Annotated in this window: 21 protein-coding genes and 1 pseudogene; 6 read left to right on the top strand and 16 right to left on the bottom strand. The window is 34.9% G+C overall.

From position 1 onward, the window contains the following. Positions 1–2 precede the first annotated feature (2 nt). Together EGI05_RS12660 and ruvB are read right to left on the bottom strand one after the other, a co-directional pair. The gene (locus EGI05_RS12660) at positions 3–614 is read right to left on the bottom strand and encodes an FMN-binding negative transcriptional regulator (RefSeq protein WP_123263419.1); all 612 of its coding nucleotides are present in this window, start codon (positions 612–614) and stop codon (positions 3–5) included. Between the two features lie 6 nt (positions 615–620). Further along, positions 621–1,643 carry a Holliday junction branch migration DNA helicase RuvB gene (ruvB, locus tag EGI05_RS12655; protein WP_123263418.1) on the bottom strand — a complete coding sequence of 341 codons (1,023 nt, stop codon included), beginning with the start codon at positions 1,641–1,643 and terminating at the stop codon, positions 621–623. 146 nt (positions 1,644–1,789) lie between these two features. Here ruvB and EGI05_RS12650 point away from each other — a divergent pair, with 146 nt between their 5' ends. The 4 genes from EGI05_RS12650 to EGI05_RS12635 all read left to right on the top strand — a co-directional run bounded on the left by EGI05_RS12650 (position 1,790) and on the right by EGI05_RS12635 (position 5,826). Further along, a complete protein-coding gene (locus tag EGI05_RS12650) occupies positions 1,790–2,158 on the top strand; it encodes a four helix bundle protein (protein WP_123263542.1) in 369 nt (122 codons plus the stop codon). A 34-nt stretch (positions 2,159–2,192) separates the two neighbouring features. Next, a complete protein-coding gene (hutI, locus tag EGI05_RS12645) occupies positions 2,193–3,419 on the top strand; it encodes an imidazolonepropionase (protein ID WP_123263417.1) in 1,227 nt (408 codons plus the stop codon). 92 nt (positions 3,420–3,511) lie between these two features. Continuing rightward, positions 3,512–4,426 (top strand): formimidoylglutamase, encoded by a 915-nt coding sequence (gene hutG / locus EGI05_RS12640; protein WP_123263416.1) that lies wholly within the window; start codon positions 3,512–3,514, stop codon positions 4,424–4,426. Between the two features lie 107 nt (positions 4,427–4,533). Next, positions 4,534–5,826, top strand: a complete 1,293-nt coding sequence (locus EGI05_RS12635; RefSeq protein ID WP_394337985.1) for an aldehyde dehydrogenase family protein — start codon at positions 4,534–4,536, stop codon at positions 5,824–5,826. A 132-nt stretch (positions 5,827–5,958) separates the two neighbouring features. Here the strand turns inward: EGI05_RS12635 and pyk are convergent, their stop codons facing one another. The 6 genes from pyk to EGI05_RS12605 form a co-directional block, all read right to left on the bottom strand. Then, positions 5,959–7,404, bottom strand: a complete 1,446-nt coding sequence (gene pyk, locus EGI05_RS12630; protein WP_123263541.1) for a pyruvate kinase — start codon at positions 7,402–7,404, stop codon at positions 5,959–5,961. Further along, positions 7,397–7,870, bottom strand: a complete 474-nt coding sequence (locus EGI05_RS12625; protein WP_123263414.1) for an IPExxxVDY family protein — start codon at positions 7,868–7,870, stop codon at positions 7,397–7,399. Before EGI05_RS12625 ends, pyk begins: the two co-directional genes overlap by 8 nt. Continuing rightward, a complete protein-coding gene (rnc, locus tag EGI05_RS12620; protein WP_123263413.1) occupies positions 7,848–8,609 on the bottom strand; it encodes a ribonuclease III in 762 nt (253 codons plus the stop codon). Before rnc ends, EGI05_RS12625 begins: the two co-directional genes overlap by 23 nt. Positions 8,610–8,618: 9 nt before the next feature. Next, on the bottom strand, positions 8,619–9,863 hold the full coding sequence (gene fabF, locus EGI05_RS12615) for a beta-ketoacyl-ACP synthase II (protein WP_123263412.1): 1,245 nt from the start codon (positions 9,861–9,863) through the stop codon (positions 8,619–8,621). 34 nt (positions 9,864–9,897) lie between these two features. Further along, the gene (locus EGI05_RS12610) at positions 9,898–10,137 is read right to left on the bottom strand and encodes an acyl carrier protein (protein WP_002976354.1); all 240 of its coding nucleotides are present in this window, start codon (positions 10,135–10,137) and stop codon (positions 9,898–9,900) included. A 282-nt stretch (positions 10,138–10,419) separates the two neighbouring features. Then, entirely contained in the window at positions 10,420–11,250 is an 831-nt protein-coding gene (locus tag EGI05_RS12605; RefSeq protein ID WP_123263411.1) for a helix-turn-helix domain-containing protein, read from the bottom strand. An 85-nt stretch (positions 11,251–11,335) separates the two neighbouring features. On the opposite strand from EGI05_RS12605, the gene EGI05_RS12600 reads away from it, so the two are divergent. Further along, positions 11,336–11,728 (top strand): DoxX family membrane protein, encoded by a 393-nt coding sequence (locus tag EGI05_RS12600; RefSeq protein ID WP_123263410.1) that lies wholly within the window; start codon positions 11,336–11,338, stop codon positions 11,726–11,728. After that, positions 11,728–12,681, top strand: a complete 954-nt coding sequence (locus tag EGI05_RS12595) for a polysaccharide deacetylase family protein (protein ID WP_228428609.1) — start codon at positions 11,728–11,730, stop codon at positions 12,679–12,681. The genes EGI05_RS12600 and EGI05_RS12595 overlap by 1 nt, the downstream gene beginning before the upstream one ends. Before the next feature lie 459 nt (positions 12,682–13,140). Here EGI05_RS12595 and EGI05_RS12590 read toward each other — a convergent pair whose 3' ends face one another. The 8 genes and pseudogenes from EGI05_RS12590 to EGI05_RS12560 all read right to left on the bottom strand — a co-directional run. Next, on the bottom strand, positions 13,141–13,374 hold the full coding sequence (locus EGI05_RS12590) for a hypothetical protein (protein ID WP_123263409.1): 234 nt from the start codon (positions 13,372–13,374) through the stop codon (positions 13,141–13,143). A gap of 6 nt (positions 13,375–13,380) precedes the next feature. Continuing rightward, positions 13,381–13,839, bottom strand: a complete 459-nt coding sequence (locus EGI05_RS12585) for a hypothetical protein (RefSeq protein WP_123263408.1) — start codon at positions 13,837–13,839, stop codon at positions 13,381–13,383. Next, positions 13,824–14,354 (bottom strand): annotated as a pseudogene (locus EGI05_RS18195) (RHS repeat domain-containing protein); the annotation flags it as partial. The pseudogene EGI05_RS18195 and the gene EGI05_RS12585, both read right to left, overlap by 16 nt. Positions 14,355–14,396: 42 nt before the next feature. After that, entirely contained in the window at positions 14,397–14,519 is a 123-nt protein-coding gene (locus EGI05_RS18190; protein ID WP_317125050.1) for a hypothetical protein, read from the bottom strand. Between the two features lie 103 nt (positions 14,520–14,622). Next, on the bottom strand, positions 14,623–14,889 hold the full coding sequence (locus EGI05_RS12575; RefSeq protein WP_123263407.1) for a hypothetical protein: 267 nt from the start codon (positions 14,887–14,889) through the stop codon (positions 14,623–14,625). A gap of 9 nt (positions 14,890–14,898) precedes the next feature. Then, entirely contained in the window at positions 14,899–18,558 is a 3,660-nt protein-coding gene (locus tag EGI05_RS12570; RefSeq protein WP_228428608.1) for a DUF6443 domain-containing protein, read from the bottom strand. A 7-nt stretch (positions 18,559–18,565) separates the two neighbouring features. Next, positions 18,566–21,814, bottom strand: a complete 3,249-nt coding sequence (locus EGI05_RS12565) for an RHS repeat domain-containing protein (protein WP_134197478.1) — start codon at positions 21,812–21,814, stop codon at positions 18,566–18,568. An 11-nt stretch (positions 21,815–21,825) separates the two neighbouring features. Then, positions 21,826–22,464: T9SS type A sorting domain-containing protein (locus tag EGI05_RS12560; protein ID WP_148042567.1), on the bottom strand; the 639-nt coding region annotated here is incomplete at its 5' end.

Here is a 22,464-nt window from a genome sequence, read left to right as displayed (position 1 = left end):
GTTTATCTTTTTAATGATTTCATTTTTTCAGCGATTTTCTTTTCATTCTCACCGGATTGTTCCAGATTAGAAATAATGTTTTGAAAATCATTTTCCTTCCTGTTTTGAGAAAGTTTTTGTTTAATACATATTTCGGTAGGGATTATTTTTAACCCAAAAGCGCCTTTCATTTCCTTTTCTACGAACTCTTTCCCCATATCTTTTACAAACATAGGGCAGCGCTGTGCACTTTCATACTTGTAGGTCAGTTTATCCAGATGGTCATAAAGTTCTTCATGATTCATCAGTTCAACTTTTCCATAGATCTGAACCGCTTCATAGTTCCAGGTGGAAACGTTCACATGATCATACCAACTGCTGGAAATATAGGTATGCGCTCCTAAAAAATCACAAAGGACTTCGTCACCATTCTTTAAAAGTTTGGCCTGTGGATTCGCTTTTGAAATATGTGTTTCTATATAAATTTGTTCATGATCATCTTCATTAAGCATCATCATAGAGTGAGTCGCTCTTATTTTATCAACTGAAGAGATCAAGAGGGCGAAGGCATTTTCCTTGATGATCTCTTTCATCAGGTGGTAATCCTCACTTTTATATAATTTAGGGATATACATACACTTTTAAAATAATTCCCCCGGATTTTTAGGCTTTGAAATATTTAAATGTTTATAGGCCTTTTCCGTAACTTCTCTACCTCTCGGAGTTCGGATGATAAACCCTTCCTGAATAAGAAACGGCTCATATACTTCCTCTAATGTCTCAGGATTCTCTCCAATGGAAGTTGCCAAAGCAGAAATCCCAACTGGTTTTCCTTTGAAATTTTCAATCATTACACGCATGATCTTGTTATCCATTTCATCTAATCCGAACTCATCTACATTCAGAGAATTCAATGCATATTTGGTGATATTGATCTCAATTTCGCCATTCCCTTTGATTTCGGCAAAATCCCGTACTCTTCTTAATAAAGCATTAGCAATTCTGGGAGTTCCGCGGCTTCTTCGGGCAATCTCTATTGCGGCATCTTCGTATATTTTCACACCCAAAACCCTTGAGCTTCTTTGAATGATCATGGATAAAAGCTCGATGGTATAATATTCCAATCTGCTCTGAATCCCAAATCTCGCTAACATAGGTTTGGTTAGCATACCACTTCTTGTAGTAGCTCCCACCAAGGTAAACGGATTCAGACCGATTTGAACACTTCTCGCATTTGGACCGGTTTCCAGCATGATATCAATTTTATAATCTTCCATGGCAGAATATAAATATTCTTCTACTACTGGAGATAGCCTATGGATTTCATCAATAAAAAGGACATCGTTTTCTTCAAGGTTCGTCAATAATCCGGCTAAGCTTCCCGGCTTATCTAAAACAGGACCAGAAGTAATTTTACAATTCACTCCAAGCTCATTGGCGATGATGTTTGCCAGTGTTGTTTTCCCCAAACCTGGAGGTCCATGTAAAAGGACATGATCAAGAGCTCCGCCACGTTTTTTGGCAGCCGTTACAAAAACTTCAAGATTCTCTAAAGTCTTTCTTTGTCCGGCAAAATCCTTAAAACTCTGTGGACGTATTTGTTCTTCCTGCAAAAGCTCTTCACGGGAATAGTTTTCCTTATCTGGATGTAGAAAATCAGGCATTAAATCATTTCATTTACCTCAAAGATAGGAAATTTAGGCTAAGGTTAAGGAAAAGGGTCATTAAAAAATACTCATATTAAGCTAAAGGAAAAGGTTGAGAAAGAAGATATTTTTAAGTATTTTTGAAGGAAAATAAGAAGACTGAATTGATCAAAGATTTTACTGAAATGCCTGTTTGGCAAAAAGCAATGGAAATTGCTGAAAAATGTTTTTATATCTCTGAAAATTTACCTAAAAAGGAAGACTATGCACTTACTTCTCAACTAAGAAGATCTGCACAAAGTATTTCTGCAAATATTGCAGAAGGATTTGGAAGAAGAACCACTAAAGATAAAAGTAGATTTTATGATATTTCAAGAGGTTCGGCATTTGAAACGAAAAGTCATTTGATTTATGGAATAAAAGTAAATTATTTTTCAGAAAATCAATATTTGGAAATTGAAAAATTAATTAATGAAGTAATTCATGAGTTAAATAAAATTAATACCCATTTGAACAAAAATATTCAGTCTTAAGTTGATCTAAAACTTATCCTAAACCTTAAACTTAATGAAATTAATAGGACCATTTAAGCAAATTGTGACACTTGCTAACCTTTCTTTGAGGGGGAAATTATCTGATGACCAGCTTGAAATTATTGTTGATGGAGGAGTTGTGGTAAATGAAGGGAAAATTCAGAAAGTCGGAAATTTTGAAGAATTGCGATCTGAAAATCAAGATATAGATATTGAATTCATAAAAGGAGAACAAATTGCTCTTCCGGCTTTTGTTGATTCTCATACCCACATCTGTTTCGGTGGAAATCGTGCTAATGATTTTGCGATGCGTAATGCAGGAAAAACTTATTTGGAAATTGCTGAAAGTGGCGGTGGGATCTGGAGCTCTGTACAGCATACAAGAAATGCTTCAGAAGAGGAATTACTAAAAACGTTATTGGAAAGAATCAATTTTCTTATTTCTTTAGGAATTACAACCATTGAAATAAAAAGCGGCTATGGGTTAGATGTTGAAAATGAGCTTAAAATGTTGAGAATGATTAAAAAAGCCCAGCAACAAACTCAAGCTACTTTAGTTCCGACATGTCTTTCTGCTCATTTGAAGCCAAGAGATTTTGAAGGAAGTAATCAGGAATATTTGAATTATATTATTAATGACATTTTACCTAAAGTAAAAGAAGAAGGTCTGGCAAAACGTGTAGATATTTTCATCGAAAAATCGGCGTTTCAGCCGGAAGAAAGTAAAGATTTCCTACTTAAAACTAAAGACTTAGGTTTTGAAATTACGGTACATGCGGATCAATTTACACCCGGAAGCTCAAGGATTGCGGTGGAAGTGGGAGCGAAATCAGCAGATCATCTGGAAGCAACAATAGATGAAGATATTGACTTCATCGCTCAATCCGATACAGTTGCTACAGCTTTACCTGGTGCAAGCTTAGGGTTAGGCGAAAAATTTACTCCGGCAAGAAAATTACTGGATGCAGGAGCCATTTTAGCTATTGCAAGTGATTGGAATCCTGGTTCTGCACCCATGGGGAATTTGATAACACAAGCCTCTATTTTGGCAACATATGAAAAGTTGACAACAGCAGAAGTTCTGGCGGGAATGACTTTCCGTTCTGCATATGCTCTTGGATTGGAAGACAGAGGGAAATTAGAACAAGGGTTAAAGGCAGATATTGTAACGTATTCAACCAACAATTTCCAGAATGTGCTTTATAATCAAGGGAGTTTGAAAGCAGAGAATGTTTACATTGATGGAATAAAACAAAACTGAGATAAAATAAAGGGCAAATAGAAATGAAATTACATTCTATTTTTTTATAAAGAGTATGACAGGTATTTTTCAATTAATAAAAAAAATATATAATGATCTGGCAAGGAAGATTTGATGGTGAAGAACCTCTTTTTCACAGAGTTTTTCAAAGAGTGGAAGAGGAAACCAATTATGATCATATTTCAACGAATGATTTCGTTTTACACGGATTTGCAGTTGATGAAGGAGTAAAAAGAAATAAAGGCAAAGTAGGCGCAAAAGACGCACCGGACATTATCAGAAAGAATATGTCTAATTTCCCGGTGGTTCTCCCTGATTTTTCTTTGCTTGATTTCGGAAATATCACTTGTGATGATCAGAACTTAGAGAGCGCACAAAATATTCTGGCTGAAAATGTTTCAAAGGTTCTTACAAAAGGAGGTAAGTCTTTGGTTTTAGGAGGAGGGCACGAAGTAACTTTTGCACATTATTCCGGAATCAGGAAAGCATTTCCGGATAAGAAAATCGGAATCATTAATATTGATGCCCATTTTGATAACAGGCAACCCGAAAATGGAGTAGGACCAAGTTCAGGAACAGGCTTTTGGCAAATTGCCCAGGAAGGAAAAATCCATTCTTTACATATTGGAATACAAAGAAATTCCAACACGCTGAAATTGTTCGATACTGCTCATCAGTTGGGAATGAAATACATTTTGGCAGATGAATTATTTTTTGAAAATCTTCCGTCGATTTATCAGCGTATTGATGATTTGCTGAATGAAGTGGATGTCATCTATGTTACCATTTGTATGGATGTTTTTAATGCTTCCATTGCACCCGGAGTTTCTGCTGCCGCCTATAATGGAATTTTTGTGGATGCCGCATTCATGCACTTTTACAGGCATATCTTAAAAAGTCAGAAACTTATTGCATTGGATGTTGCTGAAGTGAACCCTTCTTATGATATTCAGGAGAGGACAGCCCGATTGGCGGCGTGCTTAGTTAACGAATGGTTCATGATTTAAAGAGCCATAGCAACCGATAGAGAAAATCACTATTTTATTGACCTGGAAGGAACAAAATTTGCTGCTTTCATCATGCTTTTACGAAAAGCATATTATTATTTATGAACATGGAACAATCAATTGAAAATAAACTTATTAAAGCAAATCATGCTTTTTCAAACTGGAAAAAAGTACCATTCGCTGAAAGACAGCAATTAATCGCAAAAGCTGCTGAAATTTTAAAGGCTCATGCACAAAAATTCGGTGAAATTATTACCACAGAAATGAATAAGCCTATTTCACAAGCTGTGGCGGAAGTAGAAAAATGTGCTTTAATGATGAATTACTATGCTAAAGCAGACAACATTTTACAACCGGAAAAAATAGATTCAGAATATACTTTCTCAGAAGTCCATTATATTCCCAAAGGAGTAATCCTGGGAGTAATGCCTTGGAATTTTCCTTTCTGGCAGGTGTTAAGATTTGCTGTTCCTGCTATTTTGGCGGGAAATACAGTAGTTTTAAAGCATGCATCCATCTGTTTCGGAAGTGGAAATGCTATTGAAAGAGTATTTGAAGAAGCCGGTTTCCCGGAAGGTATTTTCCAGAATCTGGAAGTTGGGCATAAGGAAGTAAAAGAAATTCTGGAACATGAGATCATAAAAGGAGTAAGCCTGACAGGAAGTGGAAAAGCCGGTGGTGAAGTAGCTTCAGTTGCAGGAATGAATATCAAAAAATCTGTGCTTGAGTTAGGTGGAAGCGATGCCTTTATCGTTTTGGATGATGCTGATTTGGATGAAGCGGCAAAAGTAGGGGCTTTGGCAAGGCTTCAGAACTGTGGGCAAACCTGTGTGGCTGCCAAAAGATTCATCATTGATGAAAAGATTGAAGCAGAATTTCTTCCGAAATTTATAGAAGAATATAAAAAATATGTTCCCGGTGATCCTTTGGATAAGGAAACCAAATTGGGCGGAATGGCAAGACCTGATCTAGCAGATGACCTGGAAGATCAATTTAAAAGAGCATTGGAAAACGGTGCCGAAATTATCATCCCGTTGGAAAGAATCTCTGATAATGAGTTTAAACCGGGCTTAATAAGAGTAAAAGAGGGGAATCCTATTTTGCAGGAAGAATTGTTTGGGCCTCTTGGAATGGTGATGGTGGCCAAAAATGATGAAGAAGCATTACAGATTGCGAATGATATTCCTTTTGGGCTTTCAAACTCTGTATGGACCAAAAACAAGGAACGTCAACAATTTTTTATTGAAGGGCTAGAATCAGGAACTGTGAATATCAATAGAATGACAAGCTCTGATCCCCGTTTTCCTTTCGGAGGTACCAAAGCTTCAGGATATGGAACCGAGCTTTCCCTGATCGCTTTAAAAGAGTTTGTAACACCTAAAACTATTGTAGGAAACTAATTCAATGTAAAAAGTAAAATGTATTCATAATTTTTGGAATCTATAATCTATAAATACATAAAATAAAAGCTCCTGAAATCTTCAGGAGCTTTTTTTATTTCTAGAAAGCAAATTCTCTGTTTTGCTCTATATTTAAACCGTAGTTAATCTTAAGGTATTGGTTTTTCCGCCTTCGTAAGATGGGGTCGCATTGATATTGATCACAAAGTCTCCAGCTTCAATGTACCCATAGTTATGCGTCAGCATATTAACCTGGATAATGGTTTCATCGGTAGGTTTTTTCATGTCGTAATAATAAGCATGAACTCCCCAAAGAAGATTCAGCATGGTAATCACTCGTTTGTTACCACTATATACAATGATATGAGAATTGGGTCTATGTGCTGCAAGCTGGAATGCCGTATATCCTGAATGGGTCAGGGTAACGATTGCAGAAACATTGGTGGTTTTTGCAATTCTTACCGCTGCTAAACAAACTCTATTGGTAATGAATCTATCGTCGATACAATTGAAATCTTTTTCAATAGGTTCATTTTTATGCTGGTAAAAGTGTGTCATTTCAATGTTTTTCACAATTTTAGCCATATTTTCCACCACCTGAACCGGATATCTTCCTACAGAAGTTTCTCCTGAAAGCATTACAGCATCTGCACCGTCCAGTACAGAGTTTGCAACGTCATTTACTTCGGCTCTTGTAGGGGTTAAGCTGTTAATCATTGTTTCCATCATCTGGGTTGCAATGATAACGGGCTTGGAATAAAATCTCGCTTTTTCTACCAGAGTTTTCTGAATGGCAGGAACTTCTTCCATTGGAACTTCTACACCTAAGTCACCACGGGCAACCATTAGTCCGTCACATTCCAACAGGATCTGATCAATATTTTTTACACCTTCAGGCTTTTCAATCTTCGCGATGATAGGAGTTTTGAATTTACCGTTCGGGTGATTTTTAATAAGTTTTTTTAAATCAATGATATCTTGTGCATGACGAACGAATGAAAGAGCAATCCAGTCTACCTCCATATCAAGCATGAAATTAGCATCCTGAATGTCTTTCTCTGTTAAAGCAGGAAGAGAAACAGTTGTATTAGGTAAGTTTACTCCTTTTTTAGAGCTTAGAGGTCCCCCTTGAATAGTTTTAGCTCTTACAGTATCTTTTCCGTTAGTTTCTATAACTTCCAAAACCAGCTTTCCATCATCAATAAGGATTCTTTCGCCTTCTTTAACGTCCTGAGGAAACTGTTGGTAAGTCATATATACCTTGGTAGAATCTCCTTCTATTTTCTCATTGGTAAAGGTAAGAATATCTCCAGGGTTAAGATAAGACCCTTCTTTTACAACACCTACTCTTAATTTAGGACCTTGCAAATCTCCTAAAATGCCGACAGAGAATCCATATTCCCTATTAAGCTCTCTGATGATTTCAATATTTTTTCGAACTAAATCGTAATCTGCGTGTGAAAAATTTATTCTGAAAATGTCAACACCTGCCTTCATTAGTCCCAACATAACTTCTTTAGATGATGAAGCCGGCCCAAGTGTTGCGATAATTTTTGTCTTCTTTAAATACTTATTCATAATATTGGATAATTTGATAAAGTTCTTCATCAGAACTTAAAGTGTAATCCTGAATAGGAAACACAAGATTTTCAGGGAGCAAAATTACGGAAAAATCAGGAAACTGTTCCGAACTATGCAAAATATATTCTACTTCTACCTGATTATTTAATAAAAATTTAATGTTTTCTTCTTCTGAGAAGAGTTCAGTCTGTTGTTTTTTTTGTTTACTTTCAGAAGATTGATTAGAAATAAAAGTAAAACAGGTCTTGGTAAATTTGTGATAGGCCTCGAATCTTGGGAAGTGATAATCATAATAAGACCCATGATAGACGAGATCTTTTATTCTGGAAAATGTAAGATCGCTGTTCTTGTTGATTTTGTAAAAAAACTCATGATCAGGTATATTTTTCACCAATCTTACCAAGCCAATGGTAATATCTTCGAATTCTATATCATCAATATCATAAAGTTTTTGGATTTCCAAGTATATTTTCTTTTTTGTTTAAAATATAAAATGCCCTTTGTGCTGCTTTTTCTTCTGCTTTCTTTTTGGAAGTTTCCGTGGCGTTTGCAATTTTTTCTTCTTCCAGCCAAACGTGGCACCTGAATACAATTGCTTTATTTACCTGAATTTCTTCACAAGTCTCGTACTTGATGTTCACTTTTTTCTTCTGGCTCCATTCCAGCAGAAGACCTTTATAGCTGACAATTTTATTTTCGAGTTTGTTAATTTCTGTTGGCGTCAAAAGTCTTTCCAAAATGATCTTTTTGCAGGCATCATACTGAAAATCCAAATAAACAGCGCCAATTAGAGCCTCAAATAAATTTCCTGAGATATTTTCACTTAAAACGACTGAGCTTTGTTTCTGTAAAAGATCAGTCAGTTTCAGATCATCTCCAAGCTTATTGAGATTTTTTCTGTTAACAATTTTAGATTTCATCTGCGTCAGATATCCTTCATTGGCCTGAGGATAGGTTTGAAACAGATGGCAGGAAATAACGGTTCCCAAAACAGAATCCCCTAAAAATTCAAGTCTTTCGTAATTGCTTTCCTGATTTTTAGAAGAATTTTTAAGAGAGAAGGCTTCTCGATAAAGAGCAATATTTTGAACCTCAGTACCTAACATGATGTTGAGTTGTGTACTAAGGAAATAGTCTCTCTCCGTTAATTTTCTTTTTCTGTGTTTGAGAAGGAATTTAGAAAAGTATTTCTGTAACTCCATTCAGTAAATTTAGATTTTCGTAAACAGAACGCAGGCATTATGCCCACCAAATCCAAAAGTATTACTCATGGCTACTTTTACATCTTTTTTCACAGCTTCATTAAAGGTAAAATTAAGTCTGCTGTCAATATTTTCATCATCAGTAAAGTGATTAATGGTAGGAGGAACAATACCATGAATAATAGTTCCTAACGCAGCAATAGCTTCAATCACTCCGGCAGCACCCAAAAGGTGTCCTGTCATTGATTTTGTAGAATTGATCTGAATGTCATAAGCGTGCTCGCCTAATAATCTCGAAATCGCGTTAGATTCTGCAATGTCTCCTAATGGAGTAGATGTACCATGCATATTGATATGATCTACTTCATCAGCAGTTAATCCTGCGTCTTCTAAGCAATTTTTCATTACCAGATAAGCTCCTAAACCTTCAGGATGAGGTGCTGTCATGTGATGTGCATCTGCACTCATACCGCCACCTTTTAATTCTGCATAGATTGTAGCACCACGTTTTACCGCGTGCTCGTATTCTTCAAGAATAATACATCCTGCACCTTCACCCAATACAAATCCATCTCTGTCTTTGTCAAAAGGTCTTGATGCTGTCTTTGGGTCATCATTTCTTGTAGAAAGCGCCATCATTGCATTAAATCCACCAACACCACTTGCTGTAACGGCAGCTTCAGAGCCCCCGCAAACGATTACATCTGCTTTTCCTAGCTGGATCAGCATTTTGGAATCTATAATAGCATTAGCAGAAGACGCACATGCAGATACAGTGGTATAATTCGGACCATGGAAGCCATATTCAATAGAAATATGTCCCGGTGTGATGTCCGCAATCATCTTCGGAATAAAGAAAGGGTTGAATCTCGGAATATCTGTATTCGCCCATCCTAAAACTTCTGTTTCGAATGTTTCCAAACCTCCGATCCCTGATCCCCAGATTACTCCAACTCTGTTTTTATCTACATTGTCTTCGATGATTCTTGAGTGTGCAACCGCTTCTTTAGCAGCTACCAACCCAAGTTGAGTGTTTCGGTCCATTTTTTTAGCTTCCTTTTTATCAAAGTGCTGCAATGGATCAAAACCTTTCACTTCACAAGCGAATTTGGTCTTGAAGTTTGTGGCATCAAAAAGAGTAATCGGAGCAGCACCGCTCTCACCTTTAAGAAGATTTTCCCAGTATTCTTTTGCATTATTTCCAATCGGTGTTATTGCGCCAAAACCGGTTACAACTACTCTTTTTAATTCCATAAACTTTGTTTAATTTCTTTTTTGTTGAAGAATATTATTTATTTACTACTTCCTCGATATAAGCGATAGCGTGTCCTACAGTAGTAATTTTTTCAGCTTGATCATCAGGGATTTGAATATTGAATTCCTTTTCAAATTCCATGATTAATTCAACTGTATCCAATGAATCAGCTCCTAAATCGTTAGTGAAGCTAGCTTCAGGAGTTACTTCTGTTTCTTCAACGTCAAGCTTATCAGCGATGATAGCTTTTACTCTTGATGCAATGTCTGACATAGTAAATTATTTTTTTAATTGTTAGATGGTGCAAATATATAAAATTCTTTACGATAAAACATTTTTTTAGTCTTTTTTGTGGGTAGACAATACGGATTTTGAGATAGTGATGTTTAGTGTTTTAGTTTTCAGATATTTAGAACAGGGTTATTGTTTTCTTTTTTTCATAATATTTTTTTAAGATTTCAGACTTCGGTATAAGCACCTTTTGTTTTTTTTGAGATGAAATACAAAAGAAAGTATTGTTTCTTTTAATATATATGATGATTTTTTATCAATAAATTATAGTGTAATACTTTTTTTAAACGCAGTGGGGCTTATATTTTTATACTTTTTAAACAGTCTGTTTAAGTGGCTTGCGTCAGTGAATCCAAGTTCATGTACAATTTCATTAATCTGCATGTCGGTAAAACGCAGACGGGTTTCAATAAGCTTTATTTTATAAGACATAATATACTCCTGCAGGCCTTGTCCTGTATGGGTTTTAAAATATTCGCCTATATAAGTTGGGGCAATCCCGAAATGTTTAGCGATTATTTCTGTTCTTAACAATTTAGGTTCATAAATATTCTGGTGAATATAATTAAGTAAAGGGATTGTGCCGGAAGGATTGAACTGATCAGTAATGACAGGCAACAACATAATATTTCTCGCAGCTATAGTAATAATGGTATTGATGAGCTGTTTTATGACTTCCATTTGTTGAGGGTACTGATTCGTACGTTCGCGGATTAATGCTTCTATCAATGCTCTTACCAATGGCTTATCTGCTACTGTTTTTAAAATGCAGCCTGGTAAATGGTTGTGATTGTGAAAAATAAATTCCAGTTTTTGAATCCATTCCCGGCTTTGGTTTTTCAGGTAACTTTCGTTGAAACGTATAAAAAAGAATTTACTTGTTGCTTTGATCTCAAAAGTATGGGTGTCCTGAGGAAAGATTAAAAATAATTTGTCTCGGGTATAAGGAAGCTGATGTTCATTAATGATTTGCATGCCTTTTCCTTCAAGGACAAAAACCATTTCAAAAAAAGTGTTTTTATGACTAAAAGGTTCATAGTCCTCAATTTCCATTAAATCTAACTCAAAAGGCTGATGTAAATTTCGTATTTCCATAATTTAAAACTACAAATATTTCCTTTGATTGTACAACAAAACTGTTTTCTTTCTAAAGATTTTTGTATTGTAAAACATATCTATAATGAATACTACATCTTTTTTACTGGTAAGGCTTGCCATTGGAGCAAGTATGCTGGGACACGGTCTGGTACGATTACCAAAGCTTGTTGAGTTTAGTCATTGGATGGTAAGCTCATTCGAAAAATCTATGCTTCCTAAAGAAATGGTGCTTCCTTTCAGTTATTTTCTTCCTGTTGCAGAATTCAGCGTGGGAATAATGATTATCAGCGGTCTTTTTACAAAGATGGCCTGTATTGCAGGAGGAATGATTATGGTTGCCTTAATTTTAGGAACTGCACTGTGTGAAAACTGGGAGGCATTACCTTCTCAGCTTATTCATGCAGCATTCTTCGCTTTTCTGCTTAACTATCTTACTTATAATTCTTATGCTGTAGACAATTTAATCTCAAAATAATGATGGATACGAGAAGAGATTTTATAAAGAAAAGCAGCATGTTAGGTTTGGCAGGTGCTCTATCCCCGATTGAAAAACTGATTTCAACATCTGAGGAAATCAACATGAAAAATAAAGAACAAACCAAATGGCTGGATGGCTCAAGGCTTATTGTGTCAATTTCAATGCAGTTTGAGGCGGGAGGACAGCCTGTAAACTCAGAAAGTCCTTTTCCTCAGAATATGCAAAAGGGATACGTTGATCTTCCTGCAGAAACATGGTATAATTATGGGTACAAGGAAGGTATTCCCAGAATGCTTGACAATTGGGACAGACTGGGTGTCAAAGTAACCTCTCACATGGTTGGTTCTGCGGTGCTGAAAAATCCATCTCTAGCCAAAGAAATTGTACAACGGGGCCATGAAGCAGCGGCACATGGAATGAATTGGGATACGCAGTATATGATGTCTTATGATCAGGAAAAGAAATTTATTAAAGATGGTGCAGATGCTATAAAAAATATAACTGGTTTTTCTCCGGTAGGTTATAATGCTAATTGGCTGAGAAGGGGAGAGAATACATTGAAGATTTTGCAGGAGCTGGGATTTTTATATCATATTGATGATGTAAGCAGAGATGAACCTTTTATTATTGATGTTAATACTAAAGATTTTGCTGTTGTTCCCTATACGATCAGGTGTAATGATATTGTTCTGATCGAAGGAAAACAATTTTCTGTAGATCAGTTTTTTAACCAGGTGAAAAGAGAGTTTGATCAGTTGTTTGTTGAAAGTCAGCATAAACGCCGGATGCTTTCCATTAGCTTTCATGACAGAATCGGAGGAACTCCTCAAATAGTTAATGCTACCAGTGAGCTTATTACTTATATAAAAAACCACCACGGAGTATCATTCAGGCGTAAAGATGAGATAGCAAAAATGACTTTGGAGGATAAGACTTCGGTAAGAGAATGATAGATAGATCAGGTCATAAAAGTTATTACTGAGGGTTTTAAAAATAAAAACAGCACTACGATTTGCAACCGATATTAAGCTTATTTATAGTGTAGAATACTGCAAAAATTGACCATAATCCTGCGAAAGTGACCAGTTGATTTCTGATTAATTTGGACTGGAATCAACAGGTCATTTTAATTGGAATATACACCTCAATATAGTAATTTCCAACAAAATTTATTATACTACAAAACTGTCAGAATATATATGTTTTTAGGTTAAAATTTATACACTGCTATCACATGTATCTATTGCCTATAGTAAATTTTTCCTATAAAATAAAAGCCTCTATTATTGTAGAGGCTTTTTGTTTATTTCAATGCAAATTTAATTTGTTTTTGTAAATAGAATGTCCTTTTTGATCACTACAATACAAAAATTGTAGGTTCTATTTAAAATATTTTCTAAATTAACTTGCTATCGAATATTTGTATCGAATTCTATAACTTTTTCACCAATTGAATAATCAACTTCTGAACTATCTATTATATATCTTGTTAATGTACCTTTTAACTTTAATCTATTGTCAAAAGTATATTGATTCAATATCTCTAAAATAGTAGTTATTTCTGACGAGTCTGGTGTCTCCAATAACATTTCTAAAAAGGCTTTTAATTTCTCTTTTCTTGTTATAAAAATTTCCTCTTTCATAATTTTTTATTTAGTTAAATTTTTAACATCATTAATATACATTTGAAGACTGCCTCCTGTATATATTCCTCCTTGTGAAGCCGCTCGTCCAAAAACATAAGGTGTTCCTGGGGCTATTTTAAATTGTGTAAAGCCAGACATAGTATTCCACTTAGGAGGAAGAGCTAATCCAACTCTATTTATATAGTTATTAAATGTGGGAAATAAATATCTTCCCGATTCTTTTGCTATACCTCCATAAAATCTTAATCCATAAGTTGAATTATCGGCAGTTCTTAAAGAAATTGTTTCAATTTCAAAACTTTCAAGAATTTGCTTTCTATAATCTCTAGGAACACCCGCTTGTTGTAAATATACAGAAGCTTCTCTGACTCCAGCATACGCCTCCGTTCTAGCTATACTAGCCTCCATTTTTACTGCATTTGGAGATCGAGTGACCAAAATTGCAGCTAAACCAATTCCCATTGCGGCATATTTATTCTTTGGCTCATTCTTGATAATAGAAGGGCTCCAACATCTAAAATACCAATAGGATCACCAGCTCCTCCAATCATCATTACACCACGATCATGGCAATATCCACAATTAGCTCGAGATTGCAGAAATTCAATTACTTTTTGGTACCGCTGAGATGCTTGCTGATATTGTACCCATTGACCAAAATTTAAAGAATTTGGATTGTATAAACCAAAATTATTAATATTTATCGATTTTGATTTCTTGGTAAGTACAACCTCTGGAATTTCAATTGGATTATTTTTCCCTCCAGGAGCATTGGGAGCTAATTCAGGTTCTCCAGGCTCCCCAATCATTCCAGTAGGATCATTAAAGAAAATAGGGTTGTTATAAGCATATCCATATGGCTCAAGAGTTGTTCCACTTAGAGGGTCATGGATACCCCATCTTCCTAATTCAGGCATATAGAATCTTATTCCATAATCATATATTCCTGTTTCTTCCTGAAGTTCCTTTCCATTGTATTGGTATCTATATACAGGGTTTCCTGTAACACCTCCTGTACCTTATTTTAATCCAAATGGATAATAATTGTTCTCTTCAATGATCTCAGCTCCCAAACCATTATTCAAATAGCTCAATCGGGTATTTCCTAAGTGGTCTGTATAGTTGTAAATATACTTTTGCAACTAGAAATAATTTTTGTGTTTATATTGTAAAATGAGAAAAGTGCTACTAAAAAAACAGGCTCAATATAGACCTGTTCTTTTGTTTTTTAATTATGTCTTAATCTTAACTGTGATTTGATTGTTGATCTACCTTGTGTATTAAAAACTCTTTATTATATAAATTATCATTCACTTTTTCAAAAGAGTCTCTTGATACAGATAAAATAAGAGTTTCAAAAAGTCCATTTTCAATCTTTTCAATTTTGATTTGAATATCTGGATTTATAATAATATAATCCCCAGTATTTACTATTCCTTGGTATTTGCATACTATTAAATAATATTCATCACCATGATTATAAAACATATTTTGTATTAAAATTTTAGTCATATTTTGTTATTATTTTGTAAATGTAGCCTTTATTCCATTTTCCATTGGTTTTACGGTGACGTTGTTAAAACCATTAATTTTAGCCTGACCTCCAGACCAAGTACTCCAAGCGGCTTCGGTTGTACTTAATCCTTTTTGTACTGCATTATTATATTGAATCAAATTATTGGACATTCCTGTTTCAGGATATAGTCTGGAGCTTTTTACCCAGTTTGCTTCAAATACTGAAGCTTCTTCAACAGCTGTACTAAATATTTTGGATCCTATACCCATCCCTTGCATATCTTTTGCTAAATTAATTTCTAATTTTACACCTGTACTTGCCATGCCTGCATAATCAATAATCCCCACTTGTATATTATTAGCATGAACTATAGTTTTAACAGGACTTATATCTGTAAATATGAGTTCAGGTGTATTCTTTACAGCTCCAGATACATTTACAGCTCTAGATACATTTGCTACCCTTCCATAACCTCCAAACATATTGTATCCTCCACCTCCAAAATTCAGCATTTCTTCATTTTTACTATTTCCCATCAATCTGAAAATTCTATCCATCTTCGTTTCTCCTTCATTATAAAAAGGACTTCCTTGCCATTGACGGTAAGAATCTAATCCCCCATATTTATCTGCATTAGTTTTTGAAGTATATTGATTACCTGGAAAAATTTTCTTAATCCCATTCCAAGCCCAATTCCAAAAGCTTCTAGTTTTTTTCTGTGCATAAATCACAACTTCTTCTATCTCAATGGTCTTTCCATCACCTTGATCTCCTGGTCCTCCAGGAGATCTACCGTCTGGATCAACAAAGTTAATTGGATTGTTAAATACATAATTGTAAGGGCTATGGCGACGCATCATTTCCGCCAAAGGATCAATCACACCCCAACGTCCTAAATCAGGCATATAGAACCTTGCTCCATAATCATACATTCCGGTCTCTTGTAGCTCCTTCCCGTTGTACTTGTAGTTTTTAAAACTAGCAGTACCAAAGTAAGCCTGTTCTTCTTCAGCATTTCTAATAAAACTCATTCCAAAAGGATAATAGTCATTATTATCCACTACTTCAGGATGATTATAACCATTATTTTGGTAGCTTACCCTTACATTACCCAAATGATCTTTATACTGGTAAATATACTTATTATTTGCATAATCATAAAATCCTTCGGCTGTTGGAAAAAATTGTAATGCAGGGATGGGTTGATCTTTTATTATATTATTTATAAAAGATTCCTGCTCATAGGCATAGTCCAGAGGGTTATCTCCATTATCAGGCGTTCCTTGGGTAGTTAGATAATGGAATCCGTCCAGATATTCTGTAATAGTTAAAAATACTCCATCAGGCTTTGATAGATGAGTTATCTTTCTACGTTTTGTGCCATCTGCTCCGTATAGGTATAGTAATTTATTAATATTATTATTAATTCCAAATGCATTCGGCAGATTAAGGTGATTATAGCCAATATCGTTAATGCTTTTATCTGGCATATTAATCATACTTCCATTACTGTTATATTCTATATACCCTCCACCACCTTCATAACCTGTAGGGTTTCCACTGCCATCATTAACTGCAGTAAGCCTATTTCCTTCATAATCGTATGACAAATCATCAATTGTTTCATAATTATTACTATAGAACGAAGGTGCATTTCGGGTCAAATGCGTAATATTTCCATTTAGATCATATTCTGCTGTTTCATTATAAAAGTCATTGAAAGGGACAGTTATTTCAGGTTGTGAAAATATAGCCATATTCAACCTATTCAGCTTATCATAACTAAAACTATATCTCTTTAATATTCCATTGTCTGCTCCAGCATTTTTCTTCCAATCAATTTCCGAAATATTCCCATTGTAATTTGCTAAAATATTAGTATTAATAGGATTGATATACTTCATCTCATATCCAAAAAGATTTTCACCCAAATTATTAGGATCATTAATCTTAGTCATCCAACCCCTGATGTTGTAAGCATAATCTATGCTTTGAAGTGGAGTAGCAGTATTCGTTCCCCCTACTTTTTTATTGGAAAGTTGGGATAGTTCATTGTAAGTGTTTTGAGCCAGGATTTCTTCCGTGTTGTTATTTATCTTATGCTTATGGACTAAAAGCCTGTTTTGGTTGTCATACGTAAAAGTCTCTGTAATTACTTTTTCGGTATCCGTTCTTAATCTTTTATGATAGGTAATTGTTTTTTTAGTAACTCCCGAAAAATCCAGTTCAGACTCTGTATTGGTGTATCCTCCTAAGTGATTTAAGGAATAGGTTCCAATAACTCTCCCACGAGTATCAAACCAATTATAATTTTTGGTCCAGTTATCATCTTCAATATTCTTGATATAGGTAGCTAAAGGTAGTCCTTTTGTATTCTTGACAGATGTGCTTTGGTCTGGTTGCCTTAAGACTTCCTGATTAAGAATAGAGGTTGGTGCAGCAATTCCTGGCCATAAATCGGGATAAGTATCATAATAATTAACAGATAGCAAAGTCTGTATTTCATTAAACAGCACATTGGTATAATACACTTGCATTCCGTTTTTGGTAAAACCTGTTGAACTTCTTGAATCGGTAACAATATAATCATTGGCAGTATTTTGTAGAGAAGGTCTGGGTGCCGCTAAAATAATTCCTGTATAAATTACCCTTCCAAATTGGTCGTATTTAGTAAAAAGCCATTTTCCCTGGGGCCTCAAAATAGCATCCTGAGTAAATATGAGTCTATCTGCTTTATCATATACCATATGCTCCCATCCTTTTCCAGGGATTTTTTTCTCCACAAGCCTGTTTTTTCCGTCATAACGATATTGATAACAAAGATCTGTCAGAGTTGTTGAATCAAAAGGGTCTCCTTCTATTATACCAGTATCATTTATAAGAAATTGAATTGCTTTGGGTGGAATAACAAATGCTAACTGATTATATTCATTGTAAACATAATATGTGTCTGCATTCTCTGTAGTGCTCAACACTTTTCTTACCAAAATGACTTGTCCTTCTCCATTCTTGAATTCTATGGTTTTATTTCCATCTTCGTCTATTATTGTATTTTTATAAAGTGTATTCGCATTATAATAACCATTGGTAGAACTTGCAGATACATTTGAGATAAATAAATTAGAATTAGTGGCATTATTAGTCCAGATTGTAGTGGTTGTAAACTTTATTACTTCTCCTGCTATATTGGCACCATATTCAAAATTGACAGGTTTATTAATCCAGTCATTTCCTACTTGAATCTGCTCAAGGATTCTGTCTATTGGAGAGTTTTCTAATACCTTTTCAGCATATATCTTTTCTGATCCGTAGATTGTAGAGGCATTTCCTAAGGGTGAAGTATAAATATCCCCGTTCTGAGTTCCTGATTGGGGAATTGGAAGATAATCTTTTATCTGTCTTCCAAAAGCATCATACTCAATGTGGTTTACCACATCCTTTCCAGTGGGAGAAGCTTTGACATTCACCATCTGCTTAGGTCTTCCCAATCCATCAAGATATTGAATGGTTTGAATTTGTTTTGCTGAAATACTAGAAGTGGCTGTTTCTTCTAAGTAGGTTCTGGTCTGCACATAATTTTCAGAGGTTGTTTGCGCATGAAATAAGCTTCCCACAAACAATAAACTGAATATTGATACTGTTTTTTTAATTAGATGTTTTTTCATATTTGTGTTAGTGTTTGTAGTTGTAATTAAATTCTTTGAGAAGGTTTCCTGTTGCGTCATTCTCTCTTATTTCCTTTAGCCTATTGAAAGAATCATAAATATATACCTCTCTAATACCTGAAGGAGGTGTCATACTGGTTACCCCAATCAGAGGATTGTAAGTAATGGTAGTGATTTGGTATCCTGATAAGCTAGAGTTGTTTCTGAAACTGTCTAAGGCATTGCGCAGTGTCCCTTCAGTGCTTGGGTCAGCGGCATCATTATCTGACGCTGAAATAATAGCTGATATTAGCCCTGAATTTACCAACTGATCATAGGTTGCTCCTTCTACTTTAGCAATAGGCTGTGTATTATTATATCCCCAAACTATGGCAATAGGAATCCCTGCTTTCGTGGTATACTGCAATAGATTTCCTTTAGTATCATATTTATTATAGGTTACCTCGGTAGATCCTGTTAATGGATTCTGAAGATCATAAGATAACACTGAAATTGGCAATATCAGACTTCCCGTTTCCGTAGTTGGGAGTGAAGTGGGATATACCGTTTCTGTTTTGGATAATGTTTGGGTTGTACTGCCAATAGTCTGTGTAGAAACTGTTTCCAAAGGAACCCCAACCATATTTTTTCCAATCATTAACTGGTTACCTTTTTCGTGAGCATAACTGTAAGTTGTTTCATTCACTGTTGCATCAGGTAAAGTCACTTTCTGCTTACTTAGCTGATAATGTGATGAATTATTATAAAAATATTGGGTTTCTGTTTTTACAGGGTTTAATCCGTCAATGTCATATATGGTATTTTTTCTGGATGACAAATACCTAAATTCGCTATTTAATTTATATTTATTGATGCCATAGTATTTTAATTCTTTTATAGAAGTATTTCCATAAGAATCCGTGGATACCTGTTCCTCCGTTCTTACTAATCTTGCAACATAATTATTTATACTTTGATTGAAAGTAGGATTTGCGCTATAAATAGATTCTTCTGAATTTACCGTAATAAAATTGTTATTTACTTTTCTGAATACTGATTTGAGCTTTTCTCTTCCTGCAAGGAAATTATTAGAGAAAGAAATCCCCCTGAAAAGATCTCCATTACATATATATTCTGGAAGATCTTCTTTATTATCATAAAAACTATATAAAATCCCGCCTCTTTCAAAGTTCTCTCCAAAACTTTCAACTACAAATGGATACATAATCATATATCCATCCAGAGAAAATAAGTTTACTTTAGGACTTGAATTCATCGTAAACTTAGCTGTTACAACTGAGGTTGTATAATTATATAATTTGCTTTTCTCAAATAAATCAACATTTCTGATCAAAGTAGGATCTATTGTTGCAAATATTCCTGAAGTAGTACCAAGGCTTTCTAATTTTCCATAGAAATATTTCTTTGTTTCTATATTTCCATTATTGTCATAATCTAATGTTTTGACCACTCTTACGCCTGCTACAGGATCATTTACTTTAATTGTATATGATGGGCCGCCAGGAGCCTTTATAAAAGCATTAGCACCAAGACATGGTCTGCTTACTCTACTCTTGATTTTATAATTAATACCAGAGGATAAGTTAACTGTAGTATTGGCTGGGGTTTCATTCGCCAACAAGGATTTAATGATGACTCCTGTATCAGCATCAATTACATCTACTGTGACTTGTGGTGGGTGAACAGGATCATCTTCTCCACAGTCTCTCCATGCAACTGCGTGTAAAACGGCTGTAACACTACCACTTACTGTAAATGGCTGGGAATATACTATGGTATTGTATCCTACAGATTCTGAAATAACAGCATCAGCCAATTGTATTTCAGGAGGAGTAATTGTTTTATCCCTTAAAACAGTATTAGGTTCATAAATAAGTTCAGTCTTTCCTTTAGTAGGATAGTAGATGTTTTTTAGCATCCCGTTTTTGGTATATAAAATATTAGGCTCTCTATTAGAACTTATATTTTTGAATGCCTTGTAAACAGCATCTGTATCATTTAAGGGGTCTTGATTTACAAGGTTGTTATATATTATATTAGTATTGTTTTGTCCATTATAATATCCATAAATATCTTTAGCGAAGGAATGCCTTGGGGGCAGCTGATCTGGAGAATAATAATCAAATGTATATTTTGTAATACTTTCATTGGAAGTAGGAACCGCTTCTTTAATATCTTTTAGAAAAATATGTTTTTCATTAGCATTGGTATAACTATTCAATGACCCAGAAGAGGTAGTAATTGCAAAACTGTCATAGTTAAAATTATATTTCTTCATAACGTTAGAAGCAGTGTTATAGACTTCCATTGATACAAGCTGTTTAGATTCTGAAGAATTAGGATCTATTTTTTGATAATAAAATTTGAGCTTCTTATCATTTATACTAATTTCCTGTAAAAATGAGGTTTCATGACGAAGCTCATTATAACAGGGTGGATATAGTGTAGCATTAGACAAACTATTATAACTTCCACCAGCAATAGCAGTTTGATAATAAGATTGAATATATTGGAAGTCTTCCTGTGCATAAGTAAATATAGCTTCCTGCCCCTGAATTGTCTTTATTTTAGTTAGGAACCATGCTGTCTCATTTAAATTAGGCGGAGCAACTGTCCCACAATGACTTCTACTCCAGGATCTTTCAACCGCATTTATACCTCCGAAGTAATATTCAGTTCCATCAGCATTAGTTATCTTAAACTTGGGAGTTGTATTATTTGGAGCCACTAGTTTTTCAATTTTTATACTAGATGGATCAATCTGAATAATATTGCTGCCATCAAAATAAAATTTCCCAGAGGTTCCTAAGAAGTTGAAACTAAATATATCTTTTTCCGTATCTATCGTTCCATTAGCCATGCTTGCTGCTTCAGTATTATCAGATAAGCATAAATTTGATACATTGACATTAGTAAATGGATACTGTAAATCATCGAGATCATTTACCTGTCTATTAATAACACCCCCTGTGATTAGGTTCCAATCAATACCTAACTGTTTGGCAACCCCATCAATCTGTACACCATTTGAGCTGTAGGTAATACTTATAGGAATATTGATTCCTGCTTCTTGTAAATTATAAATATTCAAATTAATATTCGGAGAACCTGTAAACATTCCTACAGGAACATTTCCATATCTTCCCAGCTCCGTAGCCTGTGGTGATGGTGGAACAATTTTAGGCAAAAAGTCTTCATCTTGTGCAAAATACATTTGCATAGCTATTATGCCAATAGCTGTTATTATTTTTCTCATTCTAATTGTGTTTATTTCTTAATGATTTTAGCACTTGCGTTTTTATTGGTATCCGTTTTTATTGTGATCAGATAGGCTCCCTGAATTAGAGGCTGAGTATTGATCTTGGTTACCTTATTTTTGGTCTTGGTTTGCTGTAATAACTTACCACTCATATCATACAATAAGATATCCGCTTCCTCAAACTCATAGCCGATCTCCACATAGGTGTAATCCGATACAGGATTTGGATAGACTCTGATATCCTGCTTCTCGATCAACTGATCAATCTGTCCGTCTCCCAATTTCACAATCTTCCAGTTTTCTTTTCCTAATTCCTCTGCACTGGTTCCTGCCAGTATAATGGAACCGTCTCTGTTAAGCTTAATATCTGATAATCTTTCTTCCTTCTTTCTGGATTCTCCTTTCACATGCTTTCTCCACTGTTCTTTCCCTTCCTGATCAAGATACAGCATCCAGAACGTCTCATCATCACTTTCTATTCTTCCTTCTGCCTGAGTATAACCTCCTAATAATATTCCTTTGGTTGCATTTTCATTAGACTTCCCGCTTCCTGCTTCCATCATCCCACTGATCACACTCATTCCCATCAAGACATCCCTGTTCTTGAAAGAATAGGATTTCTGCCATAATTCTTCTCCTCTTTCATT

The sequence above is a fragment of the Chryseobacterium daecheongense genome (assembly GCF_003729955.1).
GTDB lineage: Bacteria > Bacteroidota > Bacteroidia > Flavobacteriales > Weeksellaceae > Chryseobacterium > Chryseobacterium daecheongense.
The sequence above is the reverse complement of the archived record's forward strand: the minus strand, read 5'-3'. Positions and strand labels throughout refer to the sequence as shown.

Coding starts and splice junctions, on each gene's coding strand:
- EGI05_RS12660 (WP_123263419.1), bottom strand. CDS start 614: ATGTATATCCCTAAATTATATAAAAGTGAGGATTACCACCTGATGAAA.
- ruvB (WP_123263418.1), bottom strand. CDS start 1,643: ATGCCTGATTTTCTACATCCAGATAAGGAAAACTATTCCCGTGAAGAG.
- hutI (WP_123263417.1), top strand. CDS start 2,193: ATGAAATTAATAGGACCATTTAAGCAAATTGTGACACTTGCTAACCTT.
- hutG (WP_123263416.1), top strand. CDS start 3,512: ATGATCTGGCAAGGAAGATTTGATGGTGAAGAACCTCTTTTTCACAGA.
- EGI05_RS12635 (WP_394337985.1), top strand. CDS start 4,534: ATGGAACAATCAATTGAAAATAAACTTATTAAAGCAAATCATGCTTTT.
- pyk (WP_123263541.1), bottom strand. CDS start 7,404: ATGAATAAGTATTTAAAGAAGACAAAAATTATCGCAACACTTGGGCCG.
- rnc (WP_123263413.1), bottom strand. CDS start 8,609: ATGGAGTTACAGAAATACTTTTCTAAATTCCTTCTCAAACACAGAAAA.
- fabF (WP_123263412.1), bottom strand. CDS start 9,863: ATGGAATTAAAAAGAGTAGTTGTAACCGGTTTTGGCGCAATAACACCG.
- EGI05_RS12610 (WP_002976354.1), bottom strand. CDS start 10,137: ATGTCAGACATTGCATCAAGAGTAAAAGCTATCATCGCTGATAAGCTT.
- EGI05_RS12605 (WP_123263411.1), bottom strand. CDS start 11,250: ATGGAAATACGAAATTTACATCAGCCTTTTGAGTTAGATTTAATGGAA.
- EGI05_RS12600 (WP_123263410.1), top strand. CDS start 11,336: ATGAATACTACATCTTTTTTACTGGTAAGGCTTGCCATTGGAGCAAGT.
- EGI05_RS12595 (WP_228428609.1), top strand. CDS start 11,728: ATGATGGATACGAGAAGAGATTTTATAAAGAAAAGCAGCATGTTAGGT.
- EGI05_RS12590 (WP_123263409.1), bottom strand. CDS start 13,374: ATGAAAGAGGAAATTTTTATAACAAGAAAAGAGAAATTAAAAGCCTTT.
- EGI05_RS12585 (WP_123263408.1), bottom strand. CDS start 13,839: ATGGGAATTGGTTTAGCTGCAATTTTGGTCACTCGATCTCCAAATGCA.
- EGI05_RS12575 (WP_123263407.1), bottom strand. CDS start 14,889: ATGACTAAAATTTTAATACAAAATATGTTTTATAATCATGGTGATGAA.
- EGI05_RS12570 (WP_228428608.1), bottom strand. CDS start 18,558: ATGAAAAAACATCTAATTAAAAAAACAGTATCAATATTCAGTTTATTG.
- EGI05_RS12565 (WP_134197478.1), bottom strand. CDS start 21,814: ATGAGAAAAATAATAACAGCTATTGGCATAATAGCTATGCAAATGTAT.